The following is a 19514-nucleotide window of genomic DNA, read 5'->3' on the forward strand; positions in this document are numbered from 1 at the left end:
TGATGTCGCCATGGCCGAAACTGCCCCCAAATCCGGGCCGTTGTTCGATACGTTTTCCAGAGCCCCCCTGCGCTTCGAACGAGGCGAGGGCGTTTGGCTGATCACGGAAAGCGGCGAGCGATATCTCGATTTCGGTGCGGGCGTTGCGGTTACCTCGGTCGGCCATAGCCATCCCCATATGGTTGAATCCCTCAAGGCACAGGTCGAGAAGGTCTGGCATTTGTCCAACCTTTATGAGGTTGCAGGCCAGGAAGTGCTGGCAAAGCGGCTGACGGATGCGACATTCGCCGACAAGGTGTTCTTCACCAACTCCGGTGCGGAGGCGCTGGAATGCGCCATCAAGACGGCGCGCCGTTATCAGTACACGCACGGCCATCCGGAAAAATTCCGCATCATCACCTTCGAAGGTGCATTCCATGGCCGCACACTCGCCACCATCGCGGCTGGCGGCCAGGCCAAATATCTCGAGGGCTTCGGCCCCAAGGTGGAAGGCTTCGACCAGGTGCCATTCGGCGATCTCGAAGCGCTGAAGGCGGCGATCGTTCCGGAAACGGCTGCCCTTCTGATCGAGCCGATTCAGGGTGAGGGCGGTATCCGTGTCGTTCAGCCGGAGTTCCTGCGCACGCTTAGGGCGCTCTGCGAAGAGCACGGCCTGTTGTTGATCTTCGATGAAGTGCAGACCGGCGTTGGCCGTACCGGCAAGTTCTTCGCCTATGAACGCTCAGGCGTCGCGCCTGATATCATGGCAGTTGCCAAGGGCATTGGCGGTGGCTTCCCCTTCGGGGCATGCCTTGCAACGGCAGAAGCTGCGTCCGGCATGACGGCAGGCTCGCATGGCACGACCTATGGCGGCAATCCGCTGGCCATGGCGGCCGGCAACGCCGTGCTGGATATCGTTCTGGCCGATGGCTTTATCGAGCATGTGCGCGATGTCGCGCTGATCTTCCGCCAGGGACTGGCTTCGCTGAAGGACCGTTATCCGGATGTGATCGAGGAAATCCGTGGCGAAGGTTTGCTGCTCGGCATCAAGGCGCGGGTTCCATCCGGCGATCTGCTCCAGGCCATGCGCGCGGAGCATCTTCTTGGCGTTCCGGCAGGCGATAACGTCATCCGCCTGCTGCCGCCGCTCGTGGTTACGGCAGAAGAAGCGCGTGATGGGCTTGCGCGCATCGAGAAGGCTGCCGAAGCACTCACCACCAAACTGGCAAAGAGCGCCTGACGAGGCGCATCAGGGCCGGCGTAAAGGGTGGCCCGCATTGATGGGACTGAATTAAAATGGCAAAGCATTTCCTCGATCTTTCGGCCGTCGGCTCGGAAGACCTGCGGCTCATTCTTGAAGACGCCAAGAGCCGCAAGATCGCAACCAAGAACGGAACGGCGGAAAAGCCGCTGGCTGGCAAGATGCTGGCGATGATTTTCGAAAAGCCGTCGACGCGCACACGCGTGTCCTTCGATGTCGGCATGCGCCAGCTTGGCGGTGAAACGCTGTTTCTCTCCGGCACCGAAATGCAGCTTGGCCGCGCCGAAACCATTGGCGATACCGCCAAGGTCCTGTCGCGCTACGTCGACGCTATCATGATCCGCACGACCGATCATTCCCGCCTGCTGGAACTTGCCGAACACGCCACCGTTCCGGTCATCAACGGCCTGACGGACGAGACGCATCCGTGCCAGATCATGGCCGATATCATGACCTTCGAAGAGCATCGCGGCCCGGTGAAGGGCAAGACCATCGCCTGGACGGGTGACGGCAACAATGTGCTGCATTCGCTGGTCGAGGGCTCCGCACGCTTCGGCTACAAGATGAATATGGCCGTGCCCATGGGTTCGGAGCCGCTCGACAAGTACCTCAACTGGGCCCGCAACAATGGCGGCGAGATCATGCTCTGCCACGACGCAGAACGTGCTGTCGTCGGCTCGGACTGCATCGTCACCGACACCTGGGTTTCCATGAACCAGGAACACAAGGCGCGCGGCCACAACATCTTCCAGCCCTATCAGGTGAATGAAGCGCTGATGAAGAAGGCCAACAACGAGGCGCTCTTCATGCACTGCCTGCCCGCGCACCGCGGCGAGGAAGTCACCGATGCAGTGATCGACGGCCCGCAATCGGTGGTCTTCGATGAGGCGGAAAATCGCCTGCACGCGCAAAAGGCCGTGATCGCCTGGTGCATGGGCGTCATCTGAGGCCGAGCGTAGGCTAAGAGTGAGGGCGGAGCCTGGAACTTGAATTTCCAGCGCAACGCCCCATCTTTACGCCAACCAGTGCTGCCGGTTCACGGCGGCGTTTCATCAATCGTTTATCGCGACATTTGGGCCGGGGATGGTTTTGTTTTGCCATTCTCCGCTCTATCTTTGCGGAAACAGGACAAGAGACCTGCTGGCCGCGGCCGAGAACGTGGCGATCGTTTCCGAACAGGGGAAAGCAGGGTCGAAGGAGCAGAAGCATGGCGGACGTGACCGTAGAACTGGATGATATGAACTTTGCCGGCGACGACAAGGTCGTCCCCTTCCAGGTAGAAGGGCTCGACATTCGTGGCCGCGCGGTGCAGGTCGGTCCGTTGCTGAACGCTATTTTGCAGCGCCATGACTATCCGCCCGTCGTCGCCCGGCTTCTGGCGGAAGCTCTGGTGCTCACGGCGCTGATCGGCACGTCGCTCAAATTCTCCGGCAAGCTCACGGTGCAAACCAAGGGCGATGGCCCTGTCGATCTCTTGGTGGCGGATTTCACCGCGCCTGAGAACATGCGCGCCTATGCCCGCTTCGACGACGAGCGTCTGGCGCAGGCGACGGCGGCTGGGGAGACATCCCCTGAGCAGCTCCTCGGCACTGGCATTCTCGCTTTCACCATCGACCAGGGGGTGGGCATGCAGCCTTATCAGGGCATCGTGCCGCTGGATGGCTCGTCGCTCGAGGAAATCGCCAGTGTTTACTTCCGACAGTCGGAACAATTGCCGACACGGGTGCGCCTCGGTGTGGCAGAGTTCTTCGACCGTGACAGCCAAGGTAAGCCGCGCCGCGGCTGGCGTGCGGGTGGCATCATCGCGCAGTTCCTGCCTCAGGCGCCGGAGCGCCTGCGCACCCGCGACCTTCACGGCGGCGATGGCGATGAAACGTCGTTCGCAGAAGCCGACGACGACGCATGGACCGAAGCGGTGGCGCTAATCGACACGGTGGATACCGACGAGTTGACCGACCCGCAGGTGCCGGCAGAACGTCTGCTGTTCCGGCTCTTCCATGAGCAAGGCGTGCGCGTCTACGAGCCGCAGTCGATCATCGACAAATGCAGCTGCTCGCGCGAGAAGATCAAGGGCGTGCTGTCTGGATTTTCGGCGGAAGAAATCGAGGATAGCCAGGAAGATGGCGTCGTTTCGGTCAGCTGTGAGTTCTGCTCGACAACCTATCAATATCCTGTCGAGGAACTGCAGGGGTGAGATCAGGAGCGGGGTGAAAGCCCCGCTCAGTTCAACACGCGCGCAAGACCTGGGCTGTCCAGCGAAAAGGCTGGAATTTCTACGGTGAATATGTCGCCCTTGTCGGTCTCCATCTCGTAATGACCGAACATCATCCCTGAAGGCGTATCCAGCGGGCAACCGGAAGAATACTCGTAACTGTCGCCGGGACGCAGATGCGGTTGTTCACCAACCACGCCTGGCCCAGACACTTCGTCCACCACGCCATTCTGGTCGGTGATATGCCAGTAGCGGTTCACCAGCGTCACCGCCTGGTTGGAGTTGTTCGTGATCACGACCGTGTATCCCCAGACGTAACGGCTATCGTCCGGGTCCGATTGTTCTTCGAGATAATACGGCTCGACGGTGACCTCTATCTCTTTTGTCGATGCACGATACATATTCGCGACCTTGGCTGTCTCTGCCTCTAGCATTTTATTCTACTACACCGAATGAGGGACGGGAATGTCCGTTGAGCCGATCTGCGTAGTTTCAATGCGTTACGAGGCTAAAGCGTTGCGTATCTGGATTGTTTCTTCATTCAATACGCACAAATTCGTGAAAAGAGAGTAGAGAAATCGGAGTTTCTCTAAAATAATGTGGGTTTAGAGCGGAACTCGTGTGACGAGCAGACGCCTTGGAAAACGAGAAAAAATTGCCCGGTGATCGCTCACCGGGCATTCAGTATGAAGTATGTCGCGCAAAATTGTGCAGCGGTTTTGCGACAACATGCGATAAACAAAGACCTAAAGCGTATAGAGCGAATCTGAAAGATCGCGCCCTGCTTTAGGCAGAAACCTTCGCCAGCGCCGCGGCGAAATCGTCCAGCAGGTCGTCGGTGTCTTCGATACCGCAGGACAGTCGTAGCGTGCCACCGGAAATGCCGAGTTCGGCGCGTGCCTCATCCGTCAGGTTCTTGTGGGTCGTGGTGGCCGGATGGGTGATCAGGCTCTTCGCATCACCGAGATTGTTGGAAATCTTGACGACGTCCAGTGCGTTTTGAAGCTTGAAAGCCGCTTCCTTGCCGCCCTTCAATTCGAAGCAGACGAGCGTCGAACCGCCGGACATCTGCCGCGCAATGATGTCGGCCTGCGGATGGTCGGCACGGCCCGGATAAATGACTTTGGCGACCTTGTTCTGCTCCGCCAGGAAGTCTGCGATCTTGCCGGCATTCGCCGTCTGCTGCTTGACGCGCAGCGGCATCGTCTCGATCCCCTTCAGCAGCGTCCATGCGTTAAAGGGGGAAAGCGCCGGGCCGGTGTGGCGGAAGTAATCCTGAAGTTCTTCCTCGATCCACGTCTTGTCCGACAGCACCACGCCGCCAAGGCAACGGCCCTGACCATCGATATGCTTGGTGGCGGAATAGACGACGATATGCGCACCAAGCTCCAGAGGCTTCTGGAAGAGCGGCGTCGCAAACACGTTGTCAACGACGACCTTGGCACCAATCTGGTTGGCAAGCTTGGCAACGCCAGCAATATCCACCACTTCCAGCGTCGGGTTGGTTGGGCTTTCAAGGAAGAACAGCTTGGTGTTCGGCTTGATCGCCTTTTCCCAATTGGCAAGATCGCGGCCATCGACCAGTGTGCATTCGATGCCGTATTTCGGCGCCAGCGTTTCGACCACCCAACGGCAGGAGCCGAAAAGCGCGCGAGCCGCAACGATGTGATCGCCGGCCTTCAGCTGGCAGAGAATGGCAGCGCTGACAGCGGCCATGCCCGATGCCGTGGCGCGCGCGTCTTCGGCACCTTCCAGCAGGCACATGCGCTTTTCGAAGATGTCATTGGTGGGGCTTGCATAGCGCGCATAGATGAAACCGTCTGTTTCGCCCTTGAAGCGCGCTTCCGCCGCTTCCGAGCTTTCATAGACGAAGCCCTGGGTCAGATAGAGTGCTTCTGACGTTTCACCGTAGGGGGAGCGCAGCGTACCGCCATGTACGAGTTGAGTTGCCGGGCGCCATTTCTTGCTCATGTGATCACCTTCAAACAAAAAACCGGTCGCAAAAGCAGACCGGTTCCAAGCACCCGGTCTTTTTAGCCACTTGTTTAACGTGGCTGCAAGCCGACCGGCCAAATCACCACGGGATAAGCTTGCCATACTGCCGTTAACAACTTGCGTCAATGGCTTCCTTTTGATTTTGTCGGCGCGGAACAGGGACACTGACGATGACGAGAACCACGGGTATTCTGGCCGATGGCGCGATACGGGCGCTGTTTTCTTCCGGCCACCTGAAGAGCGAGCGGGCGCTGGATGTGGACCAGGTGCAGCCGGCAAGCCTCGACCTGCGTCTCGGTGCGAAAGCCTACCGGGTGCGCGCAAGCTTTATGCCCGGCCCATCGACTAAAGTGATTGAGAAACTGGATCGGCTGCGCCTGCATGAGATTGATCTCAGCGAAGGTGCGGTGCTGGAAACCGGTTGCGTCTATATCGTGCCACTGATGGAAACGCTGGCGCTGCCCGCCGACATGTCCGCATCCGCCAATCCGAAAAGCTCCACCGGCCGCCTCGATATCTTCACCCGCGTCATCACCGACCACGCGCAGGAGTTCGACAAGATCCCGGCAGGTTATCAGGGCCCGCTCTATCTGGAAGTCAGCCCGCGCACCTTCCCGATCGTCGTGCGCCAGGGCTCGCGCCTGTCGCAGATCCGCTTCCGCATCGGTCATTCTCTGTTGAACGAAGGTGAATTGCAGGCGCTGCACGAGAGCGAAATCCTCGTCGCCAGCGACACGCCGAACGTATCGGGCGGAGGGATCGCGCTGTCCATCGATCTGCAAGGTTTTGGCGGCAACGGCCTCATCGGTTATCGCGGCAAGCACCACACCGCGGTTGTCGATGTGGACCAGAAGGCAGCCCACGACGTTCTGGATTTCTGGGAGCCGCTCTACTCGCGCGGTCGCGCCGAACTGATCCTCGATCCGGATGAATTCTACATCCTCGTGTCGCGCGAGGCTGTGCATGTGCCGCCACTTTACGCTGCCGAGATGACGCCTTTCGATCCGTTGGTCGGCGAATTCCGCGTCCATTATGCCGGCTTCTTCGACCCCGGCTTCGGCCACGCCAGCGCCGGCGGCACCGGCAGCCGCGCCGTCCTCGAAGTCAGAAGCCACGAGGTGCCCTTCATCCTGGAGCACGGCCAGATCGTCGGCCGCCTTGTCTATGAACATATGCTGGCCAAACCCGAAGGTCTCTACGGCATTGGCCTCGGCTCCAACTATCAGGCCCAGGGCCTGAAGCTCTCCAAGCATTTCCGCGCCGAGTGATCTGTCTGAAGAAATGCCGATAGAGAGACGATCTGCGGCTCGCCTTGACAGCCGCGCCGTTCTATCGGAAGTTTTCGAATATGCGGGTGTAGCTCAATGGTAGAGCAGCAGCTTCCCAAGCTGAATACGAGGGTTCGATTCCCTTCACCCGCTCCAGCTGCCTTTTTAAAAATTGTTGTTTTTTTAGTGTATTTGTTGCCGTACATGGTGCGGAGCGTTCAGGTGAAAGGCCCCGAACGAGCCGCCATTCAAGCGTGGTCGTACGTGAACGACGTCAGCAAGGATGTCACGAAGTTGCTGGCTTTTTCCTTGACGAGGAGTTCCGTCCATTCGTCCGTGCCGCGAAACCTCAGATCCGTCTGGATACTGTCGACCGCTGCCGTTTCGATGCGTTCGATATGTTCCTTGAAATGCGCTTCGCCCTTGGCGTGGTAAAGGTCACGGATCACCACCCGAAGGATTTCCTGCATCGCGATCTGCCAGGCAGTGTTGGTAGCGTTGAGTTCGTTGGCTGTCGTTGTTGACATGCTTCCCACCTGTATTGCTGGATTTCTTGGCTCTCACCGGGGATGTCGCGCAAAAGCGCGATGCGGTTTTGCGATAACGGCATGCGACAAAACAAAGGTGTAAAGCGTAAGGAGCGAGTCTGAAGGATCGCGGCACGCTTTAGGACGCGGGACGGGCCGACGGCGTTTTCTTGGTACGCTTGGTAATCAGAGCGGCGACTGCAGATTTACGGTCCGCCAATTCTTTTGCAAGGCGGGCGGCCTTTAGCCGGGCTGTCTTTGCGTCTCGCGCATCGACGGCGGCTTGTAGCTCATCGGCGGCATGATTTTTTGCGAAGAATGGCGTCTGAAGCTTGCCGAAGGCCAGCTCCGCCTGCTGGCGGGATTTGCTGTGTGTTTGTGTCATGGATATTTGCCTTTCCGGCCAAATGCCGAAATGAAAAAGGCCAGGCGAAACGCCTGGCCTCGAATGAAATTGCTCCCGGCAGTGCCAGTACATCCGTGGTCAAAGGGAAGCGGATCTCACTTATGCGGACTGCAGATTGGTCGCAGACATCTTGCCCGACTTGTTGTCGCGCTCGAGTTCGAAGCCAATCTTCTGGCCTTCGACGAGTTCGCGCATTCCTGCGCGCTCGACAGCCGAAATGTGAACGAACGCGTCAGCGCCGCCATTGTCAGGCTGAATGAAGCCGAAGCCCTTTGTGGAATTGAACCATTTAACTGTGCCAGTGGTCATAATGAACCCTTTCAAAGCATAGAGTGAACGACCGCGCAACGAATGCCACGCGGGTAAAAACCGACTATTTTTGAAAGAGAAGTTCGCTTAGAGCGCGGTGCCAATCGCGCGGTAGACAAAGCTCGGCAAGCAAAAGATCGATGATGTATCTATAGGGCAGTTCTCTGCTGCAGTCAACGAAAAGTTTTCACTTTTATCGATGCTCTTCTTTTGGTTGTGTATTTCGCAGGTTGCGTCACTTTTCTTTCGCATGGCCGAAGGGGGCCGTTCCCGCTGGCCGTCACGCCCGCGCCCTTGTCGATACCAAGCGCCGCGCTCCCTTGTGCGTCGGCGCACGGGCCACATCTTCATCAGGCAATGTCCTTCATAGCGACTAGAGAACGCAGACCATGCGGCAGTGGTGAGGGGCCGCGCCCATCAAGGCGCGGTCCAGGCGGTCTAAAGCGTATCGCGATCTTTCAGATTCGCTCATACGCTTTAGGTCCTTGTTATCGCATGTCGTTATCGCAAAACCGCTGCACACTTTTGCGCGACATGCTTTTAGGTATGAAGGGAGGATCGGCACTTCAATCCTGTCACGGCATCGTGCCTCGACAGGATTTTTGGAGCGCGAGGGGCCAGCGCGTGCGGTCCTTCGCTCTCATGAGTGGCCGTTACCGCTTGTTCACCGCATCTGCCAGCTTCATGGCGCGCTCCAGGCAAGCGGGCTGCTGGTCGGCAAAGCGTTCTGCACCGATTTCCATGATGAGGGTGGTGTCGGGAAGGAAGGTGAGTTCGGAGAAGATGTCGTCCCAGTCGATATCGCCCCAGCCGATCGGCAGGTGAAGGTCGCCGATGCCGAGCGCGGTGGCTTCTGCCGGGTGGTAGAATTTTTTCATCGTGTAGGGCAGGCCGAAGCTGTCATGCACATGCAGATGGCCGGTCACGGGCGCCATGGCGCGCAGCTCGTCGCGGAAATTGAGGCCCTTGAAGGTGGATTCAATATAGGCGTGGCTGAAGTCGATCAGGGCGGCAAGATTGTCGTGGCCGACGGCCTTCACGGTCTCGGCCACTTGCGATGGCGTTTGGCGGTATTGGCCGTCTTCCGTGGTGAAGATGTTTTCCAACACGATGCGCACGCCATAGGTCTTGGCAATCTCGGCCATTTCAAAAAGAGCCTCACGCTCCATCTGGTCGAGATCGCTGCCATTCACGCCATCGGTGAGGATCGCGTTGCCGCTGTGGTGGACGAGCACGCCAGCACCCAGCCGGTCGCAGAGTTCGAGCATGGCGCGAACGACCTTTTTCTGCAGATGCAGGTGCTCGCGATCCATGAAGTTGGAGACGATCTGGCCGTGCAGGGACAGCTTCTTGAACGCATACTGCCTGACGATATCACGGACGCGCTGCGCCCGGTCTTCAATGATACGGCCGCCGGAAATGATTTCCTCGCCATAGATGCCAATCTCACAGGCGCTTGCGCCGGTATCGGCAACGATCTTCAGGGAGGAGTCCAGGGTGGAGAGATCGCCGCGCCCTGTGGCATTGCAAAAGCCGACGGCGGAAATGATGGAGGTCATGTGCGTTTCCTTGATGCGCTCTATGAAGCTAACGACATTCAGGCACTATGGGCCAGAATATCCTGGTGGGTGACGCCGGCTCGGTTGGCCGATGCGAGATCGGGATCGATCCGCCGTTCGGTGCTGGGATCGAAAAAGTGCAGATGTGCTGCGGGAAACTGCAGCATGACCCTGTCGCCTGGGCGGACGGTGAGGTCTTCGCCAATCGCAGCGGCAAAGATCTGGCCGCGAATATCGGCATAGACGATGCGACCGGAGCCGAGTTCCTCGACGAAATCCACCACGGCCGAGATCCCTTCGCCATTGCGGGTGACGATGCACTGCTCCGGTCGAATACCGGCAATGATGTCCTCGCCTGAGGCGGCACGTGCGATTTCCACCGGCATGGAACTGGACCAGTTGCCGAAGCTTAGGCTAGCAGTGTCACGATCCACCTTGGCATTGAAGAGGTTCATGGCGGGAGAGCCGATGAAGGAGGCGACGAAGGTGCTCGCCGGTCGGTTATAGATGTCGAGCGGCTGCCCCACCTGTTCGACATTGCCCTTGTTCATGATCACCAGCCGGTCCGCCAGCGTCATCGCTTCAACCTGATCATGGGTGACGAACACCGATGTCGCGGAGAGCCTTTGATGCAGCCTGCGGATTTCGGCGCGCATGGTGACGCGCAGTTTGGCGTCGAGGTTGGACAGCGGCTCATCGAAGAGAAACACATCCGGCTCGCGAATGATGGCGCGCGCCATGGCAACGCGCTGACGCTGACCACCGGACAATGCCGCGGGCTTGCGCTCCAGATAGTCCGAAAGGCCCACGATCTTCGCCGTTTCCTCGATCCTGCGGCGGCGCTCGGTCTTGGCGACGCCTGCGACCTTCAGCGCATAGCCGATATTGTCGGAAACCGTCATATGCGGGTAGAGCGCATAGTTCTGGAACACCATGGCGCAGCCCCGCTCGCGCGGTTCCAGGCGGTTCACCACCTTGCCGGCAATGGCGATTTCGCCGCCCGTAATGTCTTCCAGCCCGGCAATCATGCGCAGCAGAGTGGATTTGCCACAGCCGGAAGGCCCGAGAATGACGACGAATTCTCCGGACGGAAAGATGAGGTCGACCCCATGCAGCGTCTTGGTCTTGCCGTAGGATTTATGCACCTGACGAATGTCGATTTGCGCCATGGTTTGGCACTCCTGTTCTTTTAAACTGTCATTTCTCGGTGGAGACGAGGCCGCGCACGAACCAGCGCTGCAACAGCCCGACGACGAGAAGCGGCGGCAACATGATGATGAGGGAACCGGCAAGCGTGACGTTCCAGTCGGGCGTGCCGTTTTCGGAAGGGAGGAGGCTGGAGAGCGACATCATCACCGTCTTGTAGGACGGATCGGTCACCATCAGGAGGGGCCAGAGATACTGGTTCCATCCATAGACGAACATGATCGTCGTCAGCGCCAGCATATTGGTGCGTGACAGGGGCAGGATCATATCGACGAAGAAGCGCATCGGTCCGGAGCCATCCATGCGCGCCGCCTCGGCCAGCTCGTCCGGCAACGTCATGAAGAACTGCCGGTAGAGAAATGTGCCGGTGGCGGTGGCGATCAGCGGCAGCGTCAGGCCCGCATAGGAATTCAAGAGATTCCACTCGATGTTGATGTCGATGCCGGAGACCGCGTTGATCAGGAGCGCGAAGGGATGGAACATGTCGGCGGCCACCGCATAGGTTGGCACCACACGTACCTCCAGCGGCAGCATCAGCGTAATGAACACCGTCCAGAAGAACACGTGCCGCAGCGGCGAGCGGAAGAAGACGATGGCAAAGGCTGTGAGGGCAGACAGCGCTACTTTGCCGACGGTTACCAGCGAGGCCATGATGAAGCTGTTGAGCATGGCATTGCCGAGATTGGCGCGGTTCCAGGCTGCGTGCATGTTCTCAAACAGTCGATCGCTTGGCATGAAGCTGAAGGGCACGCTGTTGATCTGCTGCAGCGACTGGCTGGCGCCGGAAATGATAACGATGAAGGGGCCGATCAAGAGCAGGAAACCGATGATCATCAGCCCGTAGGTAAAGGCATCGGCGTAGGGAGTGCGTTGGATCATCGCCGTCTCACTTGTAATGCACGCGCCGCTCGATGAAGCGGAACTGGATGAAGGTGAAGACCATGATGAGGCCGATGAGAATGATGCTCTGCGCCGATGCGCCGGAATAGTTGAGCCCTTGGAACGCTTCCTGCACGATGCGGAACACCATGACCTCGGTTGCATGGTTCGGACCGCCGCCGGTCGTGTGGTGCACGATACCGAATGTGTCGGAGCCGACGAAGCCCTCCGTCATCATGGTCACGGTCAGGAAGAAGAGGGTGGGCGCCAGGAGCGGCACCTGAATATCGATGGCGCGGCGGATTGGCCCGGAGCCATCCATCGCAGCCGCTTCCGTCAGGCTTCGCGGCACCGATTGCAGTCCGGCCAGCAGGAAGATGAAGGTATAGCCTGCCCACTTCCAGATGAAGATGATGATGACCAGCGCCAAGGCATGGCTGCCATATTTCGCCGGGTTCCAGATATCTGGATAGATGGCGTTCAGCGAGGCGGCGAGCCCGCGTTCCGGCGACAGGATGAAGCGAAACGCCATGCCCGCTGCCGGACCGGCAATCGCAAAGGGCAATATGTAGAGAACGCGGAAGAAACCGGAGCCCGGCAGTTGTCGATCGACCGCCAGCGCAAGGGTAAGCCCGATGAGAATGGCGAAGAACGGGCCGACAATCGCAAAGATCAGACTAACGGTGACCGAGTTCCAGTAAAGTGGATCGGCGAAGGTCTCGCAGAAATTGGCAAGCCCGACAAACTCCGCGGCCCCACCGAAAGGCGGCTCCAGCGTGAAGGCCCAGTTTACCACAGCCACGGCGGGCCAATAGAAGAATAGGGCAATGAGGACGAGCTGCGGCAGGGCAAAAAGCAGGGGTAGCCAGGTGCTCTTGAAGACGGAGCGCTTTTCCATGGAAATTCCAATAGACAATCTGGATTGTCGTGCCACCCGCGTTGACGGGTGGCACTTTTGGGGGAGCGCTTAGTTGATGGAAACGCCGGCAAAGGTCTTTTCGAAGCGGCGCAGGCCGACATTGGAGCGCTCGACAGCCTTGTCGAGTTCCTGCTGAACGTCGCCGTTCTGCATGTAGATCGCCTCAAGTGCCGTGGAGAGTTCCTTGCGGATCTGCGTGAAATTGCCGAGGCGGATGCCGCGCGTCGTGTCGGTCGGCTCGGTCAGCGTCAGGCTTTCAATGGCGATTTCACGGCCCTTATACGGCGCCTTGTCGTAGAAGCCGTTCTTCTTCATGCTCTCGAAGCCGGTCTTGGTGACGGGAATGTAGCCGGTGACGGTGGACCACCATTCGACCATGTCCGGCTGGGCGATGAAGTTGAGGAATGCCGCAGCACCCTTGTATTCCGCGTCCGGACGGCCAGCCATGACCCACAGCGAAGCGCCGCCAACGAGCGACTTCTTGCGCTCGGTGCCCTTGAAGACCGGCAACATGGCGACATCCCACTTCACGCCTTCCGGCAGCGTCTTGCCGACGGTGCCGTGGTCGGCAATCGAGCTCATCGCCATCTGGCATGTCTGCGATGTGAAGGAGGGGATTGGATCCATGCCGAGCGTCTTGGTCTTGACGACGAAGAGCTTCTCGTCCTGCATCTTCTTGAAGAACTTCAGTTCATCAACGACCTTGGTCTTGTTGACCACGAGTTCCGCATTCAGGCCCTTATAGCCATTGCCTTCGGTCGCGATCGGCTGGTCGTGGATGGCGGAAAACTGTTCGACCAGCGGCCAGGGATCGAAGTTGAATGCCAGCGGGCATTCGTAACCGGCAGCCTTCAGCTTCTTGGCGGCCTCGGCCACATCTTCCCAGGTCTCCGGCTTGCCGGTCACGCCGGCCTTCTCGAAGGCGCTGATATTGTAATAGAAAACGGCGGTCGAGGAATTGAACGGGAAGGAGTTCAGCTCACCGGAAGCACTCGCGTAGTAGTTGGCAATGCCGGGGAAATAGTTGTTCCAGTCGATCTTGTAGCCATTGTCGGCCATCAGCTTTTTGGCCGGAACGAAGGCCTTGGACAGCATCATGTCCAGCGTGCCTGCGTCATAAATCTGCGCGATGGTCGGCTGCTTCTTGGCGCGGTAGGCAGCAATCGTATTCTGCAGCGTCGCGTCATAGCTGTTCTGCGAGGTGCAGACGATTTCATAATCCGGCTGCGACGCGTTGAACTTCTTGCAGGCGTCCTGCACGCGCTCGCCGAGATCGCCGGAGAGGCCGTACCAGAACTCGAATTTTGTCTTTTCAGCATGGGCGGCCGTAGTGCCAAGCGCGGCTGCGACAGCAAGCGATGCCACGAAGGAAGAAAGGGTCGACGTTTTCATGAGGGGAGCCTCGTTGGAAAGGAACGATGGCCTGGTCGCGGAATTTTTCGGCCCAGCGAGCAAAACCGGCGCCGTCCTAACAATGCTGTATGACAGGTCGCGGACGTTTTCTTGAATATTAGATGACGGGCTTGTCATCTTGAGGGTCACCCGGCCATCGAAGGATCACAACCAAGCTCTTAATGAGGGATGCGTCGAGGCTCCGCAATTTCTTGCCCCGACGGCATCGCTTTGCGCGAATCTTATGTATAATCACACGCGTAGTCACTGACCTGCACCATCGTGCCAGCCCCTGAACGATGGCGCTTTTACTTCATACCGGGCCGGATCATCTGAATGCGCTCTTTGATGGCACGATTGAAAAATCTCGGTCTTCGAACGTCGATTTTGTGCATGACCGCATTTGCGCTGAGCGGCGCAGCACTTGCCGAAAGCGGAAACCTGCCGGTGCTGTTCGACAAGCAGGAACGTCTTCCGGGTGCGGATATCTCGTCCATTCCCCGCGTCCGGTTTCTGATGTCGGTCGATTTTCCGCCCTTCAATTTCACCGATCAGGACGGCAGGCTGGTGGGCTTCCATGTCGATCTCGCCCGCGAGATCTGCGCGCAGTTGAAGATCGAGAGCAAGTGCCAGGTTCAGGCGCTGCCCTTCGATGAACTGGAGGCCGCGCTGGAGCTGGGCGAAGGAGAGGCCGTGATGTCGGGCGTTGCCTCGACGTCGGATCTGCGCAAGAGCTTCAGTTTCACGCGACCTTATTTGCTTCTGCCGGCGCGTTTCGCAGTGTCAAAAGCCGCCAAGCTGGAAGGGCAATCGGCATCGGCGGCACTCACCGGCAAGAAAGTCGGCGTCGTCAGCAATTCGCGCCATGAAGCGATGCTGAAAGCGTTCTTCCCCAAGGTCGTCGCCACGGGCTTCGCCGGCTATGAGCCCATGTATGAGGCGCTGAAGACCGGCAAGGTCGATGCGGTCTTTGCCGACAGTCTGCGTCTGCCCTTCTGGGTGGCGGGCACCGCGTCGGACAATTGCTGCGCCATGTTTGACGGCCCTTATATGTCGGACAAATTTCTGGGCGAGGGGCTCTCGATCATGACGGTCGATCCTGAAAACAAACTCGTGCCAGCCTTCGACCAGGCCCTCGCAGCCCTTTCGCGCAACGGGCGGCTGGAGGAAATCTACCGCCGCTATTTCCCGTACGGGCTTTTCTGACGTTCGCAGACGTGGAGGCGGTGTCAGTCTCCTAAGCGACAAGCGCAGGTTGATTGAGCTTCGAAAGCTGAATCACCGCCTGCGTGCGACTGTCCACATTGAGCTTCAGCAAAATGGCCGATACATGCGCTTTGATCGTCGCTTCGGAGACATTCAACTCATAGGCGATCTGCTTGTTGAGCAAGCCTTCCGCAAGCATCCCGAGCACACGGCTCTGCTGCGGCGTCAGCGTCCTCAGCCTGTTGATCAGGTCCGTCATATCGGCGTCCTGATCGCGGCTGGACTGACAGGACGCCGGAATCCAGACATCGCCTTCCAGCACGGTCCGGATGGCTGTGCGAATGTCGTCAATGCCGGAGGATTTGGAAATGAAGCCCGACGCGCCAAGCTCGATGGCGCGACGCATGGTGGCCGGATCGTCGGTGGCCGAAACGATGATGATCGGCAGGCTGGAAAATTCTGCGCGTAACGACATCAGGCCGGAAAAGCCGCTGACGCCTGGCATGGCAAGATCGAGCAGCATCAGATCGGCGTCCGGCTGCTCTTCCGCGCAGCGTCTCGCATCGTCGAAATCGCCCGCTTCGATAAAGCTATTGTTGCCTTCGAGACCACCCACTGCCTGACGCAGAGCGCCGCGAAACAGCGGATGGTCATCCGCAATGATAATCGTGAGTTCTGCCATGCCGCGCCCCCTCCCAAGAGCATTTCATGCGACTCTTCCTCCCGCAGGCCGACAGGCGACTGCGCCGTTAAGATTGCGCCAAATTGGCCGCAACACAAGCCTTCAATTGCGGTGAAGCCTCACCACATGCTCGTCGACGATAAAAATCTGTGTGAAGCGATGGACAACAGATACCATTTGCGGCAAACCGCCCTGACATGAAGGAGATGCCCGATGAGCCAGACGCCCCCTGTCATCTACAAGATCGTGCCGGATGCCCTGTGGCAGAAAGCAAAGCATGAGGGCGTTTTCAAAGGGGCAGCCATCGATCTGACCGATGGCTACATCCATTTCTCCACGGCCGATCAGGTGAAGGAAACGGCGGCCCGCCACTTTGCCGATCAGCAGGATTTGCTTCTCATCGCAGTCGATGGCGGGGCTCTTGGTGACAAGCTGGTGTTCGAACCATCGCGTGGCGGCGATCTCTTTCCGCATCTCTATGGCGAGCTTCCGCTCAATGCCGTGCTGTGGGAAACGACCCTGACGCTGGGTGACGATGGCGCCCACCAGTTTCCGGAGATTTGAGCATGAGCGGATTGTTCTCCTCCCTTGGACGCAAGGGCCTCTTCCTGCTTGACCCCGAAGTCGCGCATGGCATGTCGATTGCAGCTTTGCGCAGCGGTTTCATCCCCACCTGCCACGTGCCGCATGATCCGCGCCTGCAACAGACGGTGGCAGGACTGGTTTTCCCCAATCCACTTGGCATGGCGGCAGGCTATGACAAGAATGCCGAAGTTCCCGGCCCACTCCTCAAGCTCGGCTTCGGCTTTACCGAGATCGGCACGGTGACTCCGCGCGCGCAGGCTGGCAATCCAAAGCCGCGCATTTTCCGGCTGGTGGAAAACGAGGCGGTCATCAACCGCCTTGGCTTCAATAACGAAGGCCATGCAGCGGCACTTTCGCGTCTGATTGCGGCGGGTCTGCGCGGCATCGTCGGTGTGAATATCGGCGCCAACAAGGACAGCGATGACCGCATCGCCGATTACGTGAAGGGCATCGAAACCTTCTCTTCCGTTGCCTCCTATTTCACGGCCAACATTTCCTCGCCCAACACGCCGGGCCTTCGTGATCTTCAGGCACGCGAAAGCCTTTCGGCGCTTCTTTCCGCCGTGCTGGCGCAGCGCGATCGCGAGGCCGAGAAATTGTCCCGTCACATCCCCGTCTTCCTGAAGATCGCCCCCGATCTGACCGAGGAGGGGCTGGATGACATTGCAGCCGAGGTTCTGTCTCACAGGCTGGATGGCCTGATCGTCTCCAATACCACCCTGTCACGCGACGGTCTGGTGCCGGGCAGCAACAACCAGGAAGCCGGTGGCTTGTCAGGCAAGCCGCTCTTCGAACGCTCCACAGCGGTGCTGGCAAAGATGCGCAAACGCGTCGGACCGGACCTGCCGATCATCGGCGTCGGCGGTGTGTCGTCGGCAGAGACTGCCCTCGAAAAGATCAAGGCAGGCGCCGATCTCGTGCAGCTTTATTCCTGCATGGTCTATGAGGGACCAGGCCTGCCGGGCACGATTATCCGAGGCCTGTCGAGCAGGCTGGAGCGGGACGGGATCAGGAACATCCGGGAACTGCGTGATAGTTCCGTGGAAAGCTGGGCGGCGCGGTCGATCTGAGACGGTTCCGGGGTCATCGTATTTAGGATGATGGAAGAGAGCGTGGCGACCGACGTCAGATTCCGTTGAGGACGGGCTGAAAGCGCATCAAGCGCAAAGCACCATCGCCCAATAGGGCCGGTTTTTCGCCGCGCTATCATAGGCCACCGCAACGCCCAGGCCGCCGTAATTGCCGAGCATGTTTTCCAAGTGATGCGGCGAGCCGATCCAGGCCTTGACCACGCGCTCGACCGTATCCTGGCCCGCGGCGACGTTTTCTGCGGCGGGCAGAGGCACGTTGCCGTTTTTCATGCGGATGAGAAAGCTGTCGGTGATGCCGATGAGGTGCGCCATCTTCTGCGCCTTCACCATGCGGTTGGCCTGATAAATGGCCGCCTGCTGTGCCGCCGGATTGGCGGAGAGCGTCGAAAGACCTTTCGAGCGGCGAAGCTCGTTGACCATGGGTAGTGCTGCTGCCGTCTCGTCGCGCGTACCGGAGGGCAGGCCCTTGTTGGTGGGAACGGAAACGCAGGCCGAAAGAACGGAGCCAGCAGAAAGCAGCACGAAGCCGCGCCGGGAAAGGGTCGTCAGGGAATGGTCGGTCATATCAACGCAAGCTTAGAAGTCTGAGAACGATGAAGACGGGAATGACGATGACAGCGCCCGCCAGAAGATAGTCGCCGATGCTGCCAAGCGCGTGGAAGCCCGAATACCAGATGTTCAGAACGAAATCGCGGACACCATAGATGATGCTCCACGGCGTCAGGCCGAAGACGGCCATCAGGAATCCGACGATCAGCGATATCACCAGCAGCTTGACGATCGTGCGCCCAACGCTGTCACCCAGCACCTTGTTGACCTCACCGGCCATCAGCAAATCTCCTACAGCATGCCGTCGACCAAACCCGCATCCTTGCGGCGATGACATGCACTTTCAAATCTTGATCAAGACATATGAAGCGTGCCGCTTCGATGCAAGCATCACGGTCTTTACTTTGTCCATCCGGGCTTTGCGATGAAATAGGACTTGAGTTTTTTTATGGCTTGATGAAAGAGAGCCCACCTCTTTCAGGAAAAATTCGTGAATGGCCCAGAACCAGCATTCCTCCGGCGACGTCATTGCTGATCGTCGTGCCGACTACGCCCGTATGCTGGCAGAAAGCGGCGACCCACCAAGCCGCTGCGGAACTGATCGAACAGGCACTCGAACTTGCCCCACTTTGGGCAGCAGGCTGGTTTCGGCTGGGAGAGTATAGTGAAAAGGCAGGTCAGCACGATAATGCGGTGAAAGCCTATGAAAAAGTGGCCGAACTCGATTCGGAGGGAATATTTGCAGCTCCTCTGAAGCTTGCGGTGTTGGGCGCAGCCGAAACGCCAGAGCAGCCACCGAGCCGCTATGTAGAAGGCCTTTTCGACGACTATGCCGATCGGTTCGAAACCTCACTGGTGAAGAAACTCGATTATAGCGTGCCGGAGAAGTTGGCCGCTTTGATTGAGACAGCGCGTCCAGAGGGCAAGCGCTTTCGCTGCGCAGTCGATATCGGCTGTGGCACAGGATTGCTCGGTGTCGAAATCTGCGACTGGACCGAGCGGCTGGAAGGCTTCGACATTTCCACCAACATGCTGGCAAAGGCGGAAGAGAAGGGCATCTACCACCATCTCTCGCAGGCCGATCTTTCTCTTGATGAGGATACATCCGGCCTCTTTGCCGATGGGCTTCAAAAAGGCCGTGCCGATCTCGTCGCCGCTGCCGACGTGATGATGTACCTCGGCAGCCTCGAAACGGTCATGCCGTTGGTTATCGCCCTGCTTCAACCGGGAGGCCTCTTCGCCTTTTCGGTGGAAGATGCGGGCGACGAAGGCGGTTTTATCCTCCAGCCGTCGCTCCGCTACGCGCACTCGCAAACCTATGTGAGCAATCTTCTTGCCGCCTTCGGCATGGAAATCCTCCAGATCCGAAAAACGATCATCCGAAAAGATGCCGGAAAACCGCTTTCCGGCATTCTGTTTCTTGCCAGAAAACCCGCCTGATCTTTTCGTTTCTTGCCATTTTGGCGATTGGTCAGGAGAGCTGACATAT

General features: G+C 58.7%; 20 protein-coding genes, 1 tRNA gene, 1 pseudogene and 1 riboswitch. Of the genes and pseudogenes, 9 read left to right on the top strand and 13 right to left on the bottom strand.

Features of this window, described 5'->3' with window-relative positions:
• Positions 1–10: 10 nt before the first annotated feature.
• The 3 genes from QE408_RS10320 (at position 11) to QE408_RS10330 (ending at position 3434) form a co-directional block, all read left to right on the top strand.
• Positions 11–1219: an aspartate aminotransferase family protein gene (locus QE408_RS10320; protein ID WP_306930843.1), complete on the top strand. Its 1209-nt coding sequence runs from the start codon at positions 11–13 to the stop codon at positions 1217–1219.
• 56 nt (positions 1220–1275) lie between these two features.
• The gene (argF, locus tag QE408_RS10325; protein ID WP_062445548.1) at positions 1276–2187 is read left to right on the top strand and encodes an ornithine carbamoyltransferase; all 912 of its coding nucleotides are present in this window, start codon (positions 1276–1278) and stop codon (positions 2185–2187) included.
• Between the two features lie 260 nt (positions 2188–2447).
• Entirely contained in the window at positions 2448–3434 is a 987-nt protein-coding gene (locus tag QE408_RS10330) for an Hsp33 family molecular chaperone (protein WP_306930845.1), read from the top strand.
• A 26-nt stretch (positions 3435–3460) separates the two neighbouring features.
• On the opposite strand, the gene apaG is transcribed toward QE408_RS10330, so the two are convergent.
• Together apaG and QE408_RS10340 are read right to left on the bottom strand one after the other, a co-directional pair.
• Positions 3461–3853, bottom strand: a complete 393-nt coding sequence (apaG, locus tag QE408_RS10335; protein ID WP_306934758.1) for a Co2+/Mg2+ efflux protein ApaG — start codon at positions 3851–3853, stop codon at positions 3461–3463.
• A 385-nt stretch (positions 3854–4238) separates the two neighbouring features.
• Positions 4239–5423 carry an O-succinylhomoserine sulfhydrylase gene (locus QE408_RS10340; protein WP_306930847.1) on the bottom strand — a complete coding sequence of 395 codons (1185 nt, stop codon included), beginning with the start codon at positions 5421–5423 and terminating at the stop codon, positions 4239–4241.
• 41 nt (positions 5424–5464) lie between these two features.
• A riboswitch (SAM riboswitch) is annotated at positions 5465–5543 on the bottom strand.
• Positions 5544–5617: 74 nt separating this feature from the next.
• On the opposite strand from QE408_RS10340, the gene QE408_RS10345 reads away from it, so the two are divergent.
• Both QE408_RS10345 and QE408_RS10350 read left to right on the top strand, forming a co-directional pair.
• The gene (locus QE408_RS10345; RefSeq protein ID WP_306930850.1) at positions 5618–6715 is read left to right on the top strand and encodes a 2'-deoxycytidine 5'-triphosphate deaminase; all 1098 of its coding nucleotides are present in this window, start codon (positions 5618–5620) and stop codon (positions 6713–6715) included.
• Positions 6716–6797: 82 nt separating this feature from the next.
• A tRNA-Gly gene (locus QE408_RS10350) sits at positions 6798–6871 on the top strand.
• 92 nt (positions 6872–6963) lie between these two features.
• Here QE408_RS10350 and QE408_RS10355 read toward each other — a convergent pair.
• From QE408_RS10355 to QE408_RS10390, 8 genes are all read right to left on the bottom strand, one after another.
• Positions 6964–7242, bottom strand: a complete 279-nt coding sequence (locus tag QE408_RS10355; protein WP_306930852.1) for a hypothetical protein — start codon at positions 7240–7242, stop codon at positions 6964–6966.
• 139 nt (positions 7243–7381) lie between these two features.
• Entirely contained in the window at positions 7382–7627 is a 246-nt protein-coding gene (locus QE408_RS10360) for a hypothetical protein (RefSeq protein ID WP_306930854.1), read from the bottom strand.
• Between the two features lie 120 nt (positions 7628–7747).
• Positions 7748–7957 carry a cold-shock protein gene (locus tag QE408_RS10365; RefSeq protein ID WP_034806062.1) on the bottom strand — a complete coding sequence of 70 codons (210 nt, stop codon included), beginning with the start codon at positions 7955–7957 and terminating at the stop codon, positions 7748–7750.
• A gap of 653 nt (positions 7958–8610) precedes the next feature.
• Entirely contained in the window at positions 8611–9516 is a 906-nt protein-coding gene (locus tag QE408_RS10370) for a sugar phosphate isomerase/epimerase family protein (RefSeq protein ID WP_306930882.1), read from the bottom strand.
• Between the two features lie 38 nt (positions 9517–9554).
• Positions 9555–10685, bottom strand: a complete 1131-nt coding sequence (ugpC, locus tag QE408_RS10375; RefSeq protein ID WP_306930884.1) for a sn-glycerol-3-phosphate ABC transporter ATP-binding protein UgpC — start codon at positions 10683–10685, stop codon at positions 9555–9557.
• Between the two features lie 28 nt (positions 10686–10713).
• Entirely contained in the window at positions 10714–11601 is an 888-nt protein-coding gene (gene ugpE, locus QE408_RS10380; protein ID WP_306930886.1) for a sn-glycerol-3-phosphate ABC transporter permease UgpE, read from the bottom strand.
• A 7-nt stretch (positions 11602–11608) separates the two neighbouring features.
• Positions 11609–12499 (bottom strand): carbohydrate ABC transporter permease, encoded by an 891-nt coding sequence (locus QE408_RS10385; RefSeq protein ID WP_306930888.1) that lies wholly within the window; start codon positions 12497–12499, stop codon positions 11609–11611.
• Positions 12500–12568: 69 nt separating this feature from the next.
• The gene (locus QE408_RS10390; protein WP_306930889.1) at positions 12569–13912 is read right to left on the bottom strand and encodes an extracellular solute-binding protein; all 1344 of its coding nucleotides are present in this window, start codon (positions 13910–13912) and stop codon (positions 12569–12571) included.
• Between the two features lie 441 nt (positions 13913–14353).
• Here QE408_RS10390 and QE408_RS10395 point away from each other — a divergent pair, with 441 nt between their 5' ends.
• Entirely contained in the window at positions 14354–15118 is a 765-nt protein-coding gene (locus tag QE408_RS10395; protein WP_306934759.1) for a transporter substrate-binding domain-containing protein, read from the top strand.
• Positions 15119–15149: 31 nt separating this feature from the next.
• On the opposite strand, the gene QE408_RS10400 is transcribed toward QE408_RS10395, so the two are convergent.
• Positions 15150–15800 carry a response regulator transcription factor gene (locus QE408_RS10400; RefSeq protein ID WP_306930891.1) on the bottom strand — a complete coding sequence of 217 codons (651 nt, stop codon included), beginning with the start codon at positions 15798–15800 and terminating at the stop codon, positions 15150–15152.
• A gap of 213 nt (positions 15801–16013) precedes the next feature.
• On the opposite strand from QE408_RS10400, the gene QE408_RS10405 reads away from it, so the two are divergent.
• Together QE408_RS10405 and QE408_RS10410 are read left to right on the top strand one after the other, a co-directional pair.
• Positions 16014–16364, top strand: coding sequence for a DUF952 domain-containing protein (locus QE408_RS10405; RefSeq protein ID WP_306930892.1), 351 nt, complete (start codon positions 16014–16016; stop codon positions 16362–16364).
• 2 nt (positions 16365–16366) lie between these two features.
• A complete protein-coding gene (locus QE408_RS10410) occupies positions 16367–17455 on the top strand; it encodes a quinone-dependent dihydroorotate dehydrogenase (protein WP_306930895.1) in 1089 nt (362 codons plus the stop codon).
• 87 nt (positions 17456–17542) lie between these two features.
• Here QE408_RS10410 and QE408_RS10415 read toward each other — a convergent pair whose 3' ends face one another.
• Both QE408_RS10415 and QE408_RS10420 read right to left on the bottom strand, forming a co-directional pair.
• On the bottom strand, positions 17543–18040 hold the full coding sequence (locus tag QE408_RS10415; protein ID WP_306930897.1) for a CAP domain-containing protein: 498 nt from the start codon (positions 18038–18040) through the stop codon (positions 17543–17545).
• Position 18041: 1 nt separating this feature from the next.
• The gene (locus tag QE408_RS10420) at positions 18042–18305 is read right to left on the bottom strand and encodes a DUF6460 domain-containing protein (RefSeq protein WP_062427020.1); all 264 of its coding nucleotides are present in this window, start codon (positions 18303–18305) and stop codon (positions 18042–18044) included.
• A 214-nt stretch (positions 18306–18519) separates the two neighbouring features.
• On the opposite strand from QE408_RS10420, the pseudogene QE408_RS10425 reads away from it, so the two are divergent.
• Positions 18520–19465 (top strand): annotated as a pseudogene (locus QE408_RS10425) (methyltransferase domain-containing protein).
• The last annotated feature ends 49 nt before the right edge of the window (positions 19466–19514 follow it).

The sequence above is a fragment of the Agrobacterium larrymoorei genome, from assembly GCF_030819275.1.
GTDB classification, from domain to species: domain Bacteria; phylum Pseudomonadota; class Alphaproteobacteria; order Rhizobiales; family Rhizobiaceae; genus Agrobacterium; species Agrobacterium larrymoorei_B.